Genomic DNA, 16961 nt, shown 5'->3' on the forward strand with positions numbered 1-16961 from the left:
ATGTCCAAATTCCCTCTTCCGCGCCAACTGCGCATTGTGCTCGCACGCGGGATAGGCGGAGACATCCAATGTCCGTTCCGTGACAGAAGATTCCATTCCCGTAGGTCCATGTCTGGGAGCCTTCGGCGCGCCGAAATCTCCCTGCGCCTCCGCGCCTCTGCGCGAGTGAATCACCCTCCCCGTGTCGGAGGAGTAATAGACAGGATTTACACGATTCACACGATTAAGACGCTTCCCGGTAAGCCACACAGCCATTCCACAGAGAAGTCATCTTGTAAATCATGTTAATCATGTCCAAATTGCCTCCTCCATGCCACCCAATTCGTAAGCAATGTAAGCGCGACACACCACCTGCCCCGGCCCTCGGTCTTTCGGGTTTTCGCATTTTCCTGCGCGTTCGTGGCAAAATACACCCCGTTTTATCAATCCCACTGCGTATACGCGGGCGAGTTTCTAAGGGATAAACCGCGTCAGGCCCGGGCGTAGCCGGACCGCGCGTACCGCCGCGTCAGCACTCAGGAGTCTCCATGAGCACCATTACCGTTGTTTTGCCGGACGGATCGAAGAAGTCGCTTGAACCGGGCGCGACCGCGCTGACGTTGGCCGAGACCATCGGCCCGCGCCTCGCCAAAGCCGCCACGGGCGCGCGCATCAACGGCGAGGTAAAGAGCCTTCCCACGCCCCTGACCGACGGCGACACCGTGGAAATCCTGACCTTCGATTCGCAGGCGGGCAAAGACGTAATGCGCCACAGCGCCGCTCACCTGATGGCGTCGGCGATTATGCGGCTGCGCCCGAATACGAAACTGGCCATCGGCCCGGCCATCGAGGACGGATTCTATTACGACATCGACACCGAACCGCCCATCACCGAAGCCGATTTCCCGGCCATCGAAGCCGAGATGGAAAGGATCGTGCAAGAAGATGCGCGGTACGAACGTCGTGAGGTTTCAAAACAGGAAGCGCTCGACTTCTTCTCGAAACGCGACGAGAAATTCAAAACGGAACTCATTAGCGACCTTGAAGACGGAACCATCACCTTCTACTCGCACGGCGAATTCACCGACCTGTGCCGCGGGCCCCACCTGCCGTCAACCGGTCGCATCAAGGCGTTCAAATTGCTGAGTGTGGCGGGCGCCTATTGGCGCGGCGACGAGAAACGGCCGATGCTGCAACGCATTTACGGCACCGCGTTTCCAAGCAAGAAAGAATTGGACGAGTACATCCGCCTGCGCGCCGAGGCCGAGAAACGCGACCACCGCAAACTCGGAAAACAGCTCGACCTGTTCAGTTTCCACGGCGTCGGCCCAGGCTTCCCGTTCTTCCATCCCAAAGGCATGGTGGTGCTAAACGCCCTGATGGAATTCTGGCGCAGCGAACATCGCAAGCGGCGCTACCACGAAATCCGTACGCCGATCATCCTCGAACGCATCCTCTGGGAACAGTCGGGCCACTGGGACCACTACCGCGAAAACATGTACTTCACGAAAATCGACGAACGTGATTTTGCCGTGAAACCCATGAACTGCCCCGGCGCGATGCTCATCTACAAATCGGGATTGCGGAGCTACCGCGATCTTCCCTTGCGCATGGCCGAAGTGGGCACGGTGCACCGCCACGAAAAATCAGGGGTGCTACACGGGTTGTCCCGCGTGCGCATGTTCACCCAGGACGACGCGCACATCTTCGTGACACCGGAGCAAATCAAGGACGAAGTCATTTCCATCATCGATTTCGTTGACCACGTGTACAAGACTTTCGGATTCGACTACCACGTCGAACTCAGCACGCGTCCCGAGGATTCCATCGGCACCGAAGAGATGTGGGAAAACGCCACCACCGCGTTGCGCAGTGCGTTGGAAGCGAAAGGCATGACCTTCAAGATCAACGAAGGCGACGGCGCGTTCTACGGGCCGAAGATCGACTTCCACATCAAAGACAGCATCAAGCGGTCGTGGCAATGCGCGACGATTCAATGCGACTTCTCGATGCCCGACAAGTTCGACCTCGACTACACAGGTCCCGACGGCCAGGCGCACCGCCCCGTGGCGATCCACCGCGTGATCTACGGGTCCATTGAGCGCTTCATCGGCATCCTCATCGAGCACTTCGCCGGCGCATTCCCGCTGTGGCTCGCGCCCGCGCAGGCCATGGTGATTCCCGTGGCGTCCGCCTACGAAGACTACGCCCGAGAAGTCCGCGACCGCCTGTTCGACGAAGGCTTCCGCGTCGAGATGGATGCCAGCGACGAAACGATCAAGTACAAGATTCGCGCCGCCCAGACCCAGCAGATCCCCTACATGCTCGTCATCGGCGAACGCGAACAAAGCGCCCGCACCGTCGCTCTCCGCCACCGCCGCCGTGGCGACGAAGGCAGCGTGGGCCTCGACGAACTCATAGCCCGCTTCCACGCCGAAATCGCGAGCAAAAAGATCGACGCCGACGAATCCTGAACCAACCGTTTGACCTTATCTTCGTAACGCCCGGCTTCTGTGCCGGGCGTTATTCTATTACGCTCTTCTCCCCGCGGCTTGCCAATGCAACTTCCACCCTACCATAATGGATAAATAGTGTGATTCGCGTTCACTCAAAGGGGGAGTATCCGAGTTATGTCTGCGCGCCGTATTGTCTGTACATTCCTGCTTTCAACGTCATTTGCAGTATCCGTTGCCGTGGCATGTGGAGCGGAATGGCCAAACTCCTATTTGGCTTATGGATCCGAGAGCAGGACTCTCGACATGCCGATTGCCTCGTTTCAGCGCGAACTTTCGCGCATTCTTGATGAGGAGATTACTTTTCCGGGACAGCCTGCTGTACCCAAGGAATCTCCAAATTCGTGGAATGCGACACTCCGTGCCGACATAGTGGACCTTCGCCAGGCGCTTGGAGTGGCGGGAGTCGAGGGAGGCAAGATCAACGAGATCGTGGACCTCTACAAGACCTATCGTTCTTCGGAACCGCCTTCGACGTGGAAAGCGCAGATGTATCCGAGCGGCGCAAATCCCGATAGCGCGCCGCCGCCCCCTGACAATAGCGCCCCCAACGAGCCCAGCCTGACTGCGGTGTCTTCCGAAGCCCTTTTGCCCGAGTCACTTCCTGACGAATTTGCGTTCTACGCGCGTGGAGCGAGTGCTTTTCACAAGGGCGACCTGGAAGCTGCCGTCCGCGAGTGGAAGGCTCTTCTCGATCTGCCGGAGGACAATCGTCACTTTAAATCGACGTGGGCCGCGTACATGATCGCCAAGGCACTGCTCAAAACAAACCCCGCGACATCGATCCTCTACTACACAAAGATCCGTGATTACGCCGATGCAGGACTCCACGATTCCCTCCGGCTGGCCGACGACAGTTTCGGATGGCAGGCCCAGGCCGAGATGTATGCCGGAGAGCACGCCGCAGCAATTCGACATTACCTGCTACTTTTCCAGTTGAGCGAGGAAGGCAACAAGCGAAAGTGGTACGAGTCCCTGAAGACCGCGTGCTGGATGGCCTGCAAGTCGGACCAGTTCGATCTCAAACTCGCCGAGGACTCCCTTTGCCAACGGATCATTGCAGCGTGGACGATCTCCAATCCGAGTAATAAACAACGCTACAGCTTGGGCCTCTACAACTTCATTTCGCAATCCGGTGTTCGGAAGCCTTTCCCCGACGCAGACAAGCTGGCGTGGGCGGCCTACGCGTCAGGCGATATGGAGAATACCAAGCAGTGGCTTGACCTCGCCGATCCCGATTTGCCGTATGCGCGATGGACCCGCGCCAAGCTGATGCTTCGAGAAGGCAGAATCGATGAAGCCGTTCAGGTGTTGCACGGTTTGACCGATGCCTTCCCCGCAGACGATCAGTGGCCGGGCCCGAACAAGAATGGGCCATTCGCTGCCGCTGATAACGTCAAAGCGGACTTGGGCGTACTTCTGCTGGGCCGTGGAGAGTACGCAAAAGCACTCGACCTGTTTGTGCGATCCGGCTATTGGGTCGACGCGGCATACGTCGCCGAACGCGTGCTAACCACTTCGGAGCTCCGCGAGTTCGTAGACGCTCATCACAGCGATTCCGCTTACGAGGAGCCCTTGGGGGACCTCTATTGGAACGGGCAGGGAAAACCTCGCAGGGAGCTACTGCGCGGCATCCTCGCACGCCGGTACCTACGTGGTGGTGATTTGGATTCGGCTCGCATCTACATGTCCGTAACCGAACAAGAGACTATCTCGAACCTGAAGACTCATCTGAGCACCGCTACTCAGGGACAGAGATTCCGTCTGGAAGACATGTCAAGCGCGCCAGAAGCCAAGAAAAGCAAAAAGGGTGAATCCGCGGACGCGAAGCGGGTGCGCGCGCTGCACTATATCGCGGCAGCCGAGTGCATCCGCCGGAACGGTATGGAATTCCTTGGTTCTGAAATCGAGCCGGACTGGTCTTACCTCGAAGGAATAGTCCAAATCCCGGGGCCCACTTACCACCGAACGTACAAGAAAGATGCGAATCCCGCTATTCCCTTCGTGGTGAAAATGTGGCCGAATCCCTTCGAGAACCTGAATCCCGCTACGGCGCAGGCGCTCTCCGCGTCCAGCGAGGAAATGCGGCGCGTTTGGGAAAGTACCCCCGTCCCGAACAAGCGCTTCCACTACCGCTATGTTGCCGCAGGCCTTATGTGGAAGGCAGCCCAACTCTTGCCCAATGACGATCCTCTGATTCCGTACGCACTCTATTGGGGTGGCATGTGGATCAAGAATCGCGATCCCGAGGCAGCCGACCGTTTCTACAAGGCCATGGTTCGCCGCTGTCCAAATCTCCCCTACGCGCAGGAGGCTGACAAACTGCACTGGTTTCCCAAGTCGCCGCCTCCGGAGCCCAACAAAGACATCCCTCCATCTTGATACCCCCTTGTTAATGCAACTTCCACCCTACCATAATGGATAAATAGGGTGATTCGCGTTCACTCTAGGGGGAGTCTCGCCGCCATGTTGTTTCGCCGTCTGCCATTCGTCGCGGTTCTGGGGCTATTGATACTCGAACGTGCCGCGTGGGCCTGCGGCAATTTCTACATGCCTAACAACTACCTCACGACTGGGTGCGAAGACAACGTATTGTCCATGCCCAGAGCCAATTTTCGCCATGAGTTGTCGCGGATCTTCGAGATTGATCTGAGCGTATCCGATGCCGAGTGGAAGGATCTGGAGGCCGCCGGAACGTGGCGGACGTCAACGTGGGAGAAGACGATTGACACCGATATTGCCGAGCTTCGAGAGGCCCGTCAGAAGAAAGGTGTTTCAGTGCCGCGGAACACCGATTCCTTCTCATTTAATGTTGTTGACAGATACCGAGATTTCCGCAAGCGGACCGGGCGTATCCAGTGGGACGCCAAGATCTCGACTTATCAGGTGAGTGGGAATACGTATTATTCGGCTTCCGATGGCAACCAATCCCAACAAACGGAATGGGAGTCTAAAGCGAAGAATTCCATGTATGACTTCTTTTCGGATGCTCTAGTGCTGCAATCCATCCCCGAGGAGTTTGCGCTGTACAGCAAGGGAGCCGTGGCTTACCACCAAGGAGACAAGATTACAGCGGTTCGCGAATGGAAATCTTTGCTGGAACTGCCCGCGGAACGCAGGCATTACCGTTCGACGTGGGCCGCCCATATGATCGCAAAGGCATTGCTCCAGACAGACCCGTCATCCTCCATTTCGTACTATTCCATGGTTCGGGACCTCGCCAACGACGGATTCGCGGATTCGCTTCATCTGGCGGACGATAGTCTGGGGTGGCAAGCGCAAGCAGAAATGCTCGCCGGTCAAAACGCATTGGCAATTCAGCATTACACGGATCTCCTTCGATTGGCGCCTGAGCATGAGCGTCATCGTTGGGCGAATTCGCTGCGAACGGCTTGCAGGGTGGCGTGTACGGCGCAGCAGTTCGATCTGAATCTCACAACCGATCCCTTGTGCCGCCGATTGATTGTGGCGTATTTGCTTTCTGACTATGACTGCATAAAGCGAATCAAGGACTGGAACACCGCGTTAATACAGTCGGGGATCAAGGGGCCTTTTCCCGAGGCAGATCGGCTTGCATGGGCGTCGTACAAGGAAGGCGATATCGAAACGGCGCAGCGCTGGGTAGAGCAAGCCGACGCTTCGGCTCCGTACGCGACATGGGTTCATTCGAAAATACTCCTTCGGCAAGGGCGTGTCGACGAAGCGGCACAGACCATTCACTCGATACTGGATGCTTTTCCCGCAGACGAGACGTGGCAACTTGATGAATTCACCTTCGTGGACGTCGGGGCTGACGTTAAAGCCGGTCTTGGGGTACTCAGCTTGGGCCGTGGCGAATACGTCAAAGCACTGGAGCTCTTCTTGCGCGCCGAATATTGGACGGATGCCGCATATGTCGCTGAACGCGTCCTGACTCTGGCCGAATTGCGCACGTTCGTCGATGGACATAAGGACGATCCTGAATTTCAGAAGCGCTGCGAGCGATATAGCGAAGAGGGAGAAAACCGACTAGCCGCACTTCGGAGCCTACTATCGCGTCGGCTAGCCCGAAACGGCAAATGGGCGCAAGCGGCCGAATACGCCCCTGACGATCAGAGAACGATTCTTGTTGGAGTCAGCACAGAACTCAAGGCGGCGGCGGAGTTACACGCGGTGCACTGGGACAACTTTACGTACGAACTCCCCACGGCGCGCAAGCTCGCGAAACCGGATTCCATGTGGGCCAAGCACATGATGGCTGCCTCGAAGAGCGCGTATGACACCGGTATGGCACTCATGGGCACAGAGATTGAACCGGACTGGACGTATATCCACGGTCTTCTTTCGCGCGCCGGGCCAACCTACTATCGCACGTACAAGCCCAATGAGACGCCTCCGCTCACGTATGGCTCGGAAGTCATAAGGAGAAACTGGTTCAAGACCATGAACCCTGCGACAGCGAAAGTACTCTCCGCCACCGATGATGAAATGCGTCGCGTTTGGAGAAGCGCCCCTGTCCCCAACAAGCGCTTCCATTACCGTTATGTCGCTGCCGACCTCATGTGGCAGGCCGCGCAGGCACTTCCCGATAACGATCCACTGACTTTGTACGCTCTCTATCAAGGCGGCGCCTACATCAAAGGCAGAGATCCCCAAGCTGCCGACCGTTTCTACAAGGCCATGGTTCGCCGGTGTCCAAATCTCCCCTACGCGCAGGAGGCCGACAAATTGCACTGGTTTCCCGCATCGCCGCCTCTGGAGCCCAAATGAGACTAGTTGTGCCAATGTCACCTGAGCCCGCATAGTTTGCGACCGAGCGGTCTTTACCTTCCCCAGGCCGCCTGCCGCTCGCTCCCGAGTGCAAAGAACGTGCGCACATATATGAGGTACAACTCTTGGGGCCGACCCTGCCTACTCGCTGCCGTGCAGGCCTGTTCCCGATGCGCGGGCTCTTGTATTCACACATCATCCCCACCCAGGTACCCTTGAATCGTCACGTTACACAGAACCCAGGGTGACACGGCGCTCCCTGCGCCTCAGCGGCTCTGCGTGAGAAACTCTTCATTCTTCCTCGTGCTGTGCCACGGTCTCCCGACCCGGCACTCCGCCGACACACCTGTCGGCTCGCGACGGAACGGTCTCCATCTTCCCCAAGCCGTCCGCCGCTCGCTTCCAGAGAGCTACGCCGCAGGCCGGCCCCTGTTGAGCGCCCGCCGACATGTGGTACTCTGGACCCGGTCCATGCACGGTTTTCCCAAGAACCTACAGGAGTCCTGGACATGCAACATGTTCGCGCTGTCATCATTCTCATGGCCGTAATCCTTGCCGTACCGTTTGCCGGAGCCGATATTGCGATTCCGCAAACCTCGTACAACAAACCCGTTGCCGACGACGTCTACTTACAGGAAAACAGGGCGACCATCTCGACAAAGACCCCAATAACCGCGTTGGCCGCGTACAACGACGCGCTCTTCGCCGTTGTAGACGGTTCGCTCCGAGTGTTGCAAGGCGACTCGCTGAAGGATGTCGGCGGGGCTCCCAGCGGCATCCTTCGCATGCGTGTGCTGGACGGCGCGCTCTGGGCCGCGACCGCGAAAGAACTCCACCGCTACGACGGCAAAGCGTGGGCGCGTGTTGCGGACCTTCCCATCGTGGATCTGTGCATGCACGTCGGCAAGGTCCATGCCGCGACGCGAGATGCGATCTATCGTTACGAAGACGGCAAACTCGTCGACATCAAACCTGCGACGGGCTATCTCTCCAACGACAGCACCGTGGTCATGGACGATGGCACGCAGGTGTTGATGAACCCCGTCTCCATCGCGCCCATCGACCGTATCGCGTCGTATAGCGGCACGCTCTACATTCTGCGGCCCGGCGGCATTGCCCTGCTCGACCGCGCCAAGTTCATCCCCAATCCCATCGACTGGGGCGAAATGCTTTCGCGCGATATGCGTGACATGATGGCCCAAGGCAGCCGCCTCTATGTCACCACCGGACGCGGCGTGGCGGTTATCCGCGGCATGGCCCTCACGACGCTTACCGGCGCCGAAGGCCTCCCCTATCACGATACGACGTGCCTCGCGGAAGGTTTCGATGGCGATCTATGGATCGGCACCACCAAGGGCGCGATTCGCAGGACCGGCAACGCGTATCACTATTTCGGTTACCAACACTGGTTGCCCGGCGACAACGTGCATGATATCGCCGTCAGCGGACACACGGTGTACATCGCGACAGACGGCGGGCTCGGCATCATTCGCTACGAACCGTACACGCTGCTGAAGAAAGCCGCCTACTTTGAACGCGAACTCAACGAGTGGGGCCACAAGCGCCTTGGGTTCATCCACCAACTCTATTGGGATTCCAAGAACAACGAGTGGGTCCGCGAAATCAGCGACAACGACGGCGGCAACAGCGCGGAGTACCTCGCCGCACTGTGCTTCAAGTACGCCGTCACAAAAGACGAAAGCGTGCGCGCCGCGGCGGTCGACGCGTTCGAGGCCATAATCTGGCTCGATGCCATTACTCCCAAGGATGGCTTTATCGCCCGCGCCATCTGGTCCGTCAAAGGCGACAAAGGCCAAATGGCGGAAGGCGGTTCGGGTGGGCTTCCCGCAAAGTGGTATCCCACCGACGACGGCCTTTGGTACTGGAAGGGCGACACCTCCAGCGACGAAGTGAATGGTCACATTTTCTCCGTGGCGCTGTTTTATGAACTGGTTGCGCAAGGACCGGAGAAAGAGCGTGCGAAGAAGCACCTCACCAACATCGCCTCACACATCATGGACAACGGTTGGGTGTTGCGCGATATGGATGACAAGCCCACGCGTTGGGGTCGCTGGGACCCCGATTACCTGCTCAAGCCCTACGGGTTCGACGCCCGCGGCCTGAACGGTATGGAAGCGCAGACCTACATGTGGACGGCCTCGGCCGTCTCGGGCGATCCGAAGTTCCAGCAGGGCCTTCAGCAACTGCTCAAGTGGGGATATCAGGAGTACACCGTGCGGCAGAAACTCACGTTCCCGCCAGACCTCGTGGTGCCGTGGGACGATGAACTCGCGTTCCGTTGCTACTTCCCGCTGCTCTGCTACGCGAACGATCCCGAACTCCGGTCGATCTATCTTCGGAGTCTGGAGCGGAGTTGGGAAGTCCAGCGCATGCAGCATGTCCCGCTCTTCAACTTCATGTACGGCGGATTAACGGGCAACGATTGCGAGGCGGACCGTGCCGCGGAATATCTACGCGACTTTCCACTCGACTGTGTCGGCTACAGCTACCGCAATTCCTTCCGCGACGACCTGGCGCCCGAACCCGGCTACGTTCCGTATGGCGGCGGCACGCGCGGCATATCGCCCCGCGAGACCAAGGCCATGTGGGGCAGCCAGAACGCGCTCCATTACGATGGCGGAGACGACGGCAAGTCGGTCACGCCGCCCATCGGCTGGCTGCAGGGCTACTGGATGGGCCGCTACTTCGGGTTCATTAAGGCGCCCGACACGACCGACGTATCGCTGACCACCGTGCCGGCAAGTTCAGGCCAAAGCCACGGCGCCGCGCCATACGACGGCCCGCCGCGCCCCACGGGGCTTATCCCTGCGAAGTAGATTGTCTTGGGTGTGCGCGGCTACGAACAGTCGCGCACACCTTCGCGCCCAGACGCACCCACTTCTTGACACTTCACGCCTCCAGAGCCTAGATTTCCCTGTTGGCGCACTGGGCGCGCGGGATAAACGTCGATTCGTTAGCTGCGGAGGAACACGCTGTGAAATACCGAGTAGAACGAGACACCATGGGCGAAATGCAGGTACCGAACGATCGGTATTACGGTTGCCAGACCGCGCGTTCGCTCGTGCACTTCAAGATCGGCATCGAAAAGATGCCTCGCGAGCTCATTCGCGCCCTCGGCATTCTGAAGAAGGCGTGCGCGCTTGTGAACTGCGAAATGGGCCTGCTCGATCCGGCGCTCTGCGAACCCATCTGCAAGGCCGCCGATGAAGTCATCGCTGGCACGTTGGACGACCACTTTCCGCTTTCCGTTTGGCAGACCGGCAGCGGCACGCAGACCAACATGAACGCGAACGAAGTCATCTCGAATCGCGCCATCGAAATGCTTGGCGGCGAACTTGGCAGTAAGAAGCCGGTTCACCCCAACGACCATGTCAATATGTCGCAGTCGTCGAACGACACGTTCCCGGGCGCCATGAGTATTGCGGCCGTGGAACAGATTCATCGTCTGTTATTGCCCGCATTGGCAAAGCTGCGCGACACGCTCAAACAGAAATCAGAGGCTTTTCAAGACATCATAAAGATTGGGCGTACACACCTCATGGATGCCACGCCGCTTACGCTCGGACAGGAGTTTTCGGGTTACGCGCAGCAGTTGACCAACGGTATCGAGCGTATCGAATCCACGTTGCCCAAGTTGGCTGAGCTGGCTCTTGGCGGCACGGCCGTCGGAACCGGGCTCAACACGAAAAAGGGATTCGATGCGAAGGTCGCGGCGAAGATCGCGGAGCTTACCGGGCTGCCCTTCAAAACCGCGCCCAACAAGTTCGAGTCGCTTGCGGCGCACGATGCGCTGGTCATGACGCACGGCGCGCTGAAGACCGTGGCATGTAGCTTCATGAAACTCGCGAACGACGTGCGTTGGATGGCGAGCGGGCCGCGCAGCGGGCTTGGCGAAATCACGATTCCCGAGAACGAGCCGGGCTCGTCGATCATGCCGGGCAAGGTGAATCCCACGCAGTGCGAAGCCATGACGATGGTCGCGGCGCAGGTTATCGGCAACGACACCGCGGTCAATGTCGGCGGCTCGATGGGCAACTTCGAGCTGAACGTCTTTAAGCCCGTTATCATCTACAACGTGCTGCAGTCGATCCGATTGCTGGCCGACGCCGCGGAATCGTTTGACGAACACTGCGCTATAGGTATCGAACCTAACTGCAAGCGCATCGACGAACTGCTCAACAACTCGCTTATGCTGGTCACGGCGCTTAATCGCAAAATCGGATACGACAATGCGGCGAAAATCGCGAAGACGGCGCACGCAAACGGCACGACTCTTAAAGAAGAGGCCGTGCGCTTGGGTCTATTGACCGCCGAAGAGTTCGACGCGACGGTGGTGCCGTCAAAAATGATTGGGCCTTCGGACTAACAACTTGTGTCGATAGGCATTGAAATATGGGTGACGCCCGGCAACGACGCCGGGCGTCCTTCAATTACGCCTCGGCTACGACCTTGAATCCCATTAGGGACCCCAGGTCTTCCATGCTTGCCGCGTGGTCGCCGAAGAACACGACGCGGTGCAGCAGTGTCATCGTGTCGCCTTGAAGCACGCCTCCGCCCCAATTCTCGAACATCTTGCGCGCGTCCGTGACCTTCGTGACGAACTGCGTGCGACATCCGAGCGGGTCGTGCGTGACGTCGATGATCTTCCCCGTCGAGCACAGCATGGTGTCCAGGTTAATCAGCTTCGCGCACGTGACATCTTCACCCTCGCGCATTTCCACGTCGAGTGCCACGCCACGATGGCTGTCGGTCTGTGTGCGAATCGAGAACGGCCGCCGCTTACCATCCGGACCGTCCATCTTTGTGGACGACGTGCAGTGGAAGTGGATCAGCGCATTACGAGCCGCATCGAACACGGGATCGCTGATGAATCCGGGCTTGCCGAAGGCGTACCCGAACAGGAGCATGGTCAACGTCGAATCCATGTCGCCTTCGCAGGCTCCAACCATGCCGAGGTCGTTGAGCTTGCTAAACGCGAGACACCCCTTCGCGGGATCGCCCATACAGTTGGAACTCGTGACTGCCTGCGCTCCATGTTCGAGCATGAGCTGTTTCACGGCAAGGTAATACCGCGTAGCGGAAACGATCTCGTCGCGCGTGGGCTCGACAATCTTCTTCGCCTCGCGAATCCAATACCGCTCCGCTTCTTCCTCGGCCGTCTTCAGATCGACCGCGTTGAATGCTTCAATGGTTTGCTCCACGGTGATTGGAATCAACTCCGCGCCCAGCTTCGTCTTCACGCTATCCGCCGAGCACGCGGCAGGCGTTCCCATCGGTCCGCGAATCACCAATATGCGCGTCTGCTTCATGCGCGCGGGGACGCGCAGCAGCGCGGATACGCGGTCGAGTTCGCCCCAATCGCTCGTCGGCAGCAGCACGACCTTCTTGCCGTCCTTCTTCCACTGCGGGAAATACATCCACCCGTGCCCGCTGAATGGTTGAGAGAAGACCGCCGTCGGCAGACCCGTATCCACGATTTGCTGCATCGCCTCCGCGGGCGCGCCACCGCCGTGTCCCGAGAGATGAAACATCATCACGGCATCGGCATTCTTCAAGGCAGGCACGACGTCTTTGGCTTCGGCAGGCGGGAGGATTTCGCCGCCTACGAATTGCACGTCGCCAAGCCGCCGCTCAACCTGACTGAGGTATTCCTTGAGGCGCCCCACTTCCTCCGTCGGCCGCGACAGATAAATGTCGCCTGTGCGCCCGACAAACACGGCGTGTATCTTGACGGGCGCAAACTGCGGCCATCCTTCCTCCGGGACAGCGGCGCGCGCGTAGTTCCCAAACCCCGTTGCCAGTAACGTGCCCCCAACGGCGCTGCACCCGAGAAACTGTCGGCGATTCAGACACTGACTCATGCTTCCCTCCTCGGCACGGGCTCACCCGTGCGCTTAGCGCTCCTGGTTGTTCCCTCGCGATGAAAAGGTGGTCTGCAGCGGGTCTTCATACGTGCACACAATATGCGGACCCGTGGTGTGTCTGAATGGTGTGCCGTCTATACCCCCGTTCAAATCCCCCGGACTTACCGACCAAGTCTATTCTAAACCGGATTCGCCGGAAACACACGCGATCTTTGCCGCAAAAAGAACCGCGCCCCCGGGATGTCCCAGGGGCGCGCTGAGTGGGTCTCGAAGTCCGCCTGTTAGATGCGGCGGTAGATGCTCGACGGAATGATCTGGCGGCGGTCCGTAATCACGGCGCCCAGCACGCGGCCCTTCGCTTCGGCAAGAATTTCCACCGCGCGGCGAACGACTTCACGGCGGGTGCTATCGCCACGAATGACCACGACCACGCCGTCGCTGAACCGCGCGAGGTTGACGGAATCGCTGGACTGCAACACCGGCGGCATGCTGAAGATGATACGCATGAACCGCTCACGCATTTCGCCCATCGCGCGCTGCATTTGATCGGAGCGCCACAGGTACGTCGGGATTTCGCGTTGTCCGCCGCGGCCCATCACGTACAGCGAACCGGACGAGGACACGAGGTCGTCTAGGCGGCCCTGGCCAAGAACCAAATCCATCAGACCGCGGCCATCCTTGCCGCCGTCGCTTGTGAAATCGACGAGCAAGGTCGGGCCGGCGGGGTCGTCGGCCCACGCTTCGCCGATGGCGCGCGCAACGCGTCCGGCGCTTTCGCCGCGCACGGCACTCGTGACTTCAATGATCTGCAGACTCTTCTCGGTAACAAGAACATCCAGCAGTGACGCGATGCGTTGGGCCTCCGCGGCGTTCAATTTGTCGCCTCCTCGGAAGAACGAGCCGATCGGCGATACGCCCACATAGTGCTCGATGTCTTCGGGAGTCTTGATGCCGTGATCGAGGTATTCCAGGAAGAAGGCAATACCGAAACCGCCGACAATACCGCCAATCAGCGCCAGCACGAGGTTCAACATCTTCCTCGGGCGAATCGGATTGGTGGGCAGGCTCGGATCGGATACAACCGCGATGTTGTTGACCTTCGCGTCGGACAGGAGATTGTTCACGCGCATCTCCTGAACTTGCGTCGCCATGAACTCGTACGCCTTCTCTTTGATCTCGACGTCCTTCGTGAGGGCGTCAAACTTGTCCATGACGCCGTTCAGTTCGGTGAGGCGCGCCTCCAACTCCGCAATCTGCTTCTTGTTGGATTCGGTGGCGTTGTCTATGCCTTCCTTCAAACGGCTGGTGGCTTGCTTGATTTGGTTATTGATGCCAATCACGTCGGGGTGATTCGGGCCCTTGGACTGCACGGTTTCGTTGCGGTTCAACAGCAACTCAAGCAGACGCAAGCGCAACTCGGTTATGACCGTGCTCGACGTTTCGCGGCCCAGCGTCGACATGATGTTCGCGTCGCCGCCGCCTGCCGCATTCACGCCCTCGGTCACCGTACCCAACTGCTCCAATTGGACGGCGAGGTTCTTTGCCTTCGTGTACTGGTCGAGCAACAACTTCCGCTCTTCGTCCAGCTCAAACACTTTTGTAGAGTCGCGGAACGTCTTGAGCGCTTGTTGCGCCTCGCTCCATTCCGTCTGCATTTGTCCGAGCTTTTCCGTGAAGACCTTGTCGGCCTCCTTCGGCGTGGAGAAGACTTCGTTGTGCTTGTCTTTGTACTTGGCGATCAACGTCGTGAGGATTGTCTGCGCCATTTCCGGCGTGCCCCAGCGCATCCGCACATCGAGGGTGTAGGAGTCTTTAATCGTCGTGACCGCGAGCGCATCGCGCAGGTTCTCGACGCGCTGCTCGACCAGGCTCGATTCGTTGCGTATTTTCAGAGCGATGAGGAGCTTTGCATACGCTTCCTGGGCCTTCTTCAGGGTTCCGCGCACGGCCCCCTCGGAGCTAATCGTCACTTCGTCGAGTTTCAGATCGGTGACTACGCTGCGCAACACGTCGTCGCTCAGCATGATCTGAATTTCCGAGTTCACGTCTTCCACCGACATCGTTATGACCGGCGTCATATTCTGCGATGTCAGGGGCGTAGTGGGTTGCAATGTTTCGCGGCCAGGCAGAATCTGGATGCGCGCCGAAGATTCGTACGTCGGCGGCCAGAACACGTTGCCCGCGAAGGTTGCCGCGATCACCACGATCGCGAAGAACACAATAAGCTTCTTTCGCTTGAACAAGACGGTCAATATGTCTCTCAAGAAAAGCTGACGCTGGTCCATCTTCCTATCCTCTCTCCCGCCGCCGCTGGGCGTCCGCGGACCGTTGCTGTATGTTGAACTCGCGCATGGGAGTGCCGTTATGGGTTAATGACGCCGCCGATAAGCGAGCTGTTCGACGGGACAATGGTGAAGCCGCCGTTCAGGTTACGCGACTTGGTATTGGTCTTCTGCGTGTTCAGGTAGTATGTGCCCGAAACGCCGAGGCTGTTGTCGAACGGCACGATTTCGTCGATGTACTGCTGCACGAAGAGATCCGCCTTCGAGATGTTCTTCTTCGGCACGTAGACAATGTCGAACGCGCGAAGCAGGATGTCGTTCTCGGTGGCTCCCGTTTTCAACACTTTCGCGAGATTCGTCTTGAACACATACGGCTTGCCGTTCGGATTGCGCCGAATTACGAGCACACTGTTCAAGCGCGAGTCTTCGGTCGGGCCCTGGGCCATGAGAATTGCCGAAAGGGCCGTCGGGCTGCCTTCAAGCGGCAACACGCCGTTGACCTTCGTTTCGCCGCCCACGTAGATGCGCGCGCCGCTCGCCTGAACCAGGTCCAGGGAGGCCTCGACATCATTGAAGTTCATGGCCGACATCACGTCACTGAGGTATTGGCGAACCTCTTCGACGCTGTAACCGGCCGCTTGAACGTCACCGATCTTCGCAATCGAGACCTTGCCGTCCGGACGAACCGTTACTTGGCCGTTCATGGTCGTTAGCGTGTTGTTGATGAATGGGAACACGACCAGGCTTACGTCGGGCGCATTCGACAACTTCTTGCCGGCGGCTTCCTTGATGGCGGCGCCTGCCTCGGCGACAGTCTTGCCCGCGATGTGCACGTCGGTATCGAGACCGGGCACGCGGATAGCGCCGTCAGGTCGGACGACCACGTCGCGGCTCATGTTTTCCAAGCGGTCCGGGTTCGAGAAGTCGACGTTTACGGTAATCATCGGGTCGCCTTCGATGATCCCTGTCTTCTTGTACAAGGCGTTAAGCTTTTTCTCCAGCTCTTTTGCCGTCAAACCGGAGGCCTTGATGTCGCCAACCTGCGGCATGGTGATGAAGCCATCCGGGCGGACCGTTCGGTTCGAGTTGAGCTGCCAATTACTCAGGAAGCTGATACCCAAGAGGTCGCCCACGTCGATTTTGTATTCCGCCGTGTCGCCCAATGGCGCGCTGAACCGCACTTCCATATTGTCGCCAACTTCGATTCGGTAGTCCCATGGCGTTTCCCCGTCGCGGAATTCCCGCACGCGGAACTGAACCCCGATCTTATCGCCGACCTGCAAGAGATAGGGCGTTGTATCCGCCCCGCTCAAACGGTCGATCTCTTCGGGCGTCACGTCCTTGGACTTGCCCTGTGGATCGAGCATGATCGTCCCGCGTGGGGCGGTGCATCCTGCGACTGCCAAAAACGTCGCAATCAGCGCGGCCCACCCGAGCCCGGAACCTGGTATCGCTTTCATGAGATGTCGCCTCCTCACATACTCCCTGTCAGTCTCGGCTACGAGCCCGCAGGGTGTTTCCGCGTTATCCAGCGCAACCTTTACGGTATCTGA

8 protein-coding genes are annotated in these 16961 nt (G+C 58.7%); 5 read left to right on the plus strand and 3 right to left on the minus strand.

Annotated features, from left to right (window positions below; translation table 11 throughout):
* Positions 1-527 precede the first annotated feature (527 nt).
* From thrS to fumC, 5 genes are all read left to right on the plus strand, one after another.
* Positions 528-2453 (plus strand): threonine--tRNA ligase, encoded by a 1926-nt coding sequence (thrS, locus tag K1Y02_14220; GenBank protein ID MBX7257514.1) that lies wholly within the window; start codon positions 528-530, stop codon positions 2451-2453.
* Positions 2454-2609: 156 nt separating this feature from the next.
* Positions 2610-4874, plus strand: coding sequence for a hypothetical protein (locus K1Y02_14225; GenBank protein ID MBX7257515.1), 2265 nt, complete (start codon positions 2610-2612; stop codon positions 4872-4874).
* Between the two features lie 84 nt (positions 4875-4958).
* Complete coding sequence (locus K1Y02_14230) at positions 4959-7241, plus strand: tetratricopeptide repeat protein (GenBank protein ID MBX7257516.1); 2283 nt, start codon at positions 4959-4961, stop codon at positions 7239-7241.
* A 509-nt stretch (positions 7242-7750) separates the two neighbouring features.
* Positions 7751-10078 (plus strand): hypothetical protein, encoded by a 2328-nt coding sequence (locus tag K1Y02_14235; GenBank protein ID MBX7257517.1) that lies wholly within the window; start codon positions 7751-7753, stop codon positions 10076-10078.
* Between the two features lie 158 nt (positions 10079-10236).
* The gene (gene fumC, locus K1Y02_14240) at positions 10237-11628 is read left to right on the plus strand and encodes a class II fumarate hydratase (protein MBX7257518.1); all 1392 of its coding nucleotides are present in this window, start codon (positions 10237-10239) and stop codon (positions 11626-11628) included.
* Positions 11629-11692: 64 nt separating this feature from the next.
* Here fumC and K1Y02_14245 read toward each other — a convergent pair whose 3' ends face one another.
* The 3 genes from K1Y02_14245 to K1Y02_14255 all read right to left on the minus strand — a co-directional run bounded on the left by K1Y02_14245 (position 11693) and on the right by K1Y02_14255 (position 16868).
* Positions 11693-13123, minus strand: coding sequence for a hypothetical protein (locus tag K1Y02_14245; GenBank protein ID MBX7257519.1), 1431 nt, complete (start codon positions 13121-13123; stop codon positions 11693-11695).
* A 284-nt stretch (positions 13124-13407) separates the two neighbouring features.
* Positions 13408-15411 carry an exopolysaccharide transport family protein gene (locus K1Y02_14250; protein MBX7257520.1) on the minus strand — a complete coding sequence of 668 codons (2004 nt, stop codon included), beginning with the start codon at positions 15409-15411 and terminating at the stop codon, positions 13408-13410.
* Between the two features lie 77 nt (positions 15412-15488).
* Positions 15489-16868, minus strand: coding sequence for a polysaccharide biosynthesis/export family protein (locus tag K1Y02_14255; protein ID MBX7257521.1), 1380 nt, complete (start codon positions 16866-16868; stop codon positions 15489-15491).
* Between the last annotated feature and the right edge of the window lie 93 nt (positions 16869-16961).

It is taken from the genome of Candidatus Hydrogenedentota bacterium, from assembly GCA_019695095.1.
Lineage (GTDB): Bacteria > Hydrogenedentota > Hydrogenedentia > Hydrogenedentales > SLHB01 > JAIBAQ01.

Coding starts and splice junctions, on each gene's coding strand:
- K1Y02_14250 (MBX7257520.1), bottom strand. CDS start 15,411: ATGGACCAGCGTCAGCTTTTCTTGAGAGACATATTGACCGTCTTGTTC.
- K1Y02_14225 (MBX7257515.1), top strand. CDS start 2,610: ATGTCTGCGCGCCGTATTGTCTGTACATTCCTGCTTTCAACGTCATTT.
- K1Y02_14230 (MBX7257516.1), top strand. CDS start 4,959: ATGTTGTTTCGCCGTCTGCCATTCGTCGCGGTTCTGGGGCTATTGATA.
- thrS (MBX7257514.1), top strand. CDS start 528: ATGAGCACCATTACCGTTGTTTTGCCGGACGGATCGAAGAAGTCGCTT.
- K1Y02_14255 (MBX7257521.1), bottom strand. CDS start 16,868: ATGAAAGCGATACCAGGTTCCGGGCTCGGGTGGGCCGCGCTGATTGCG.
- K1Y02_14245 (MBX7257519.1), bottom strand. CDS start 13,123: ATGAGTCAGTGTCTGAATCGCCGACAGTTTCTCGGGTGCAGCGCCGTT.
- K1Y02_14235 (MBX7257517.1), top strand. CDS start 7,751: ATGCAACATGTTCGCGCTGTCATCATTCTCATGGCCGTAATCCTTGCC.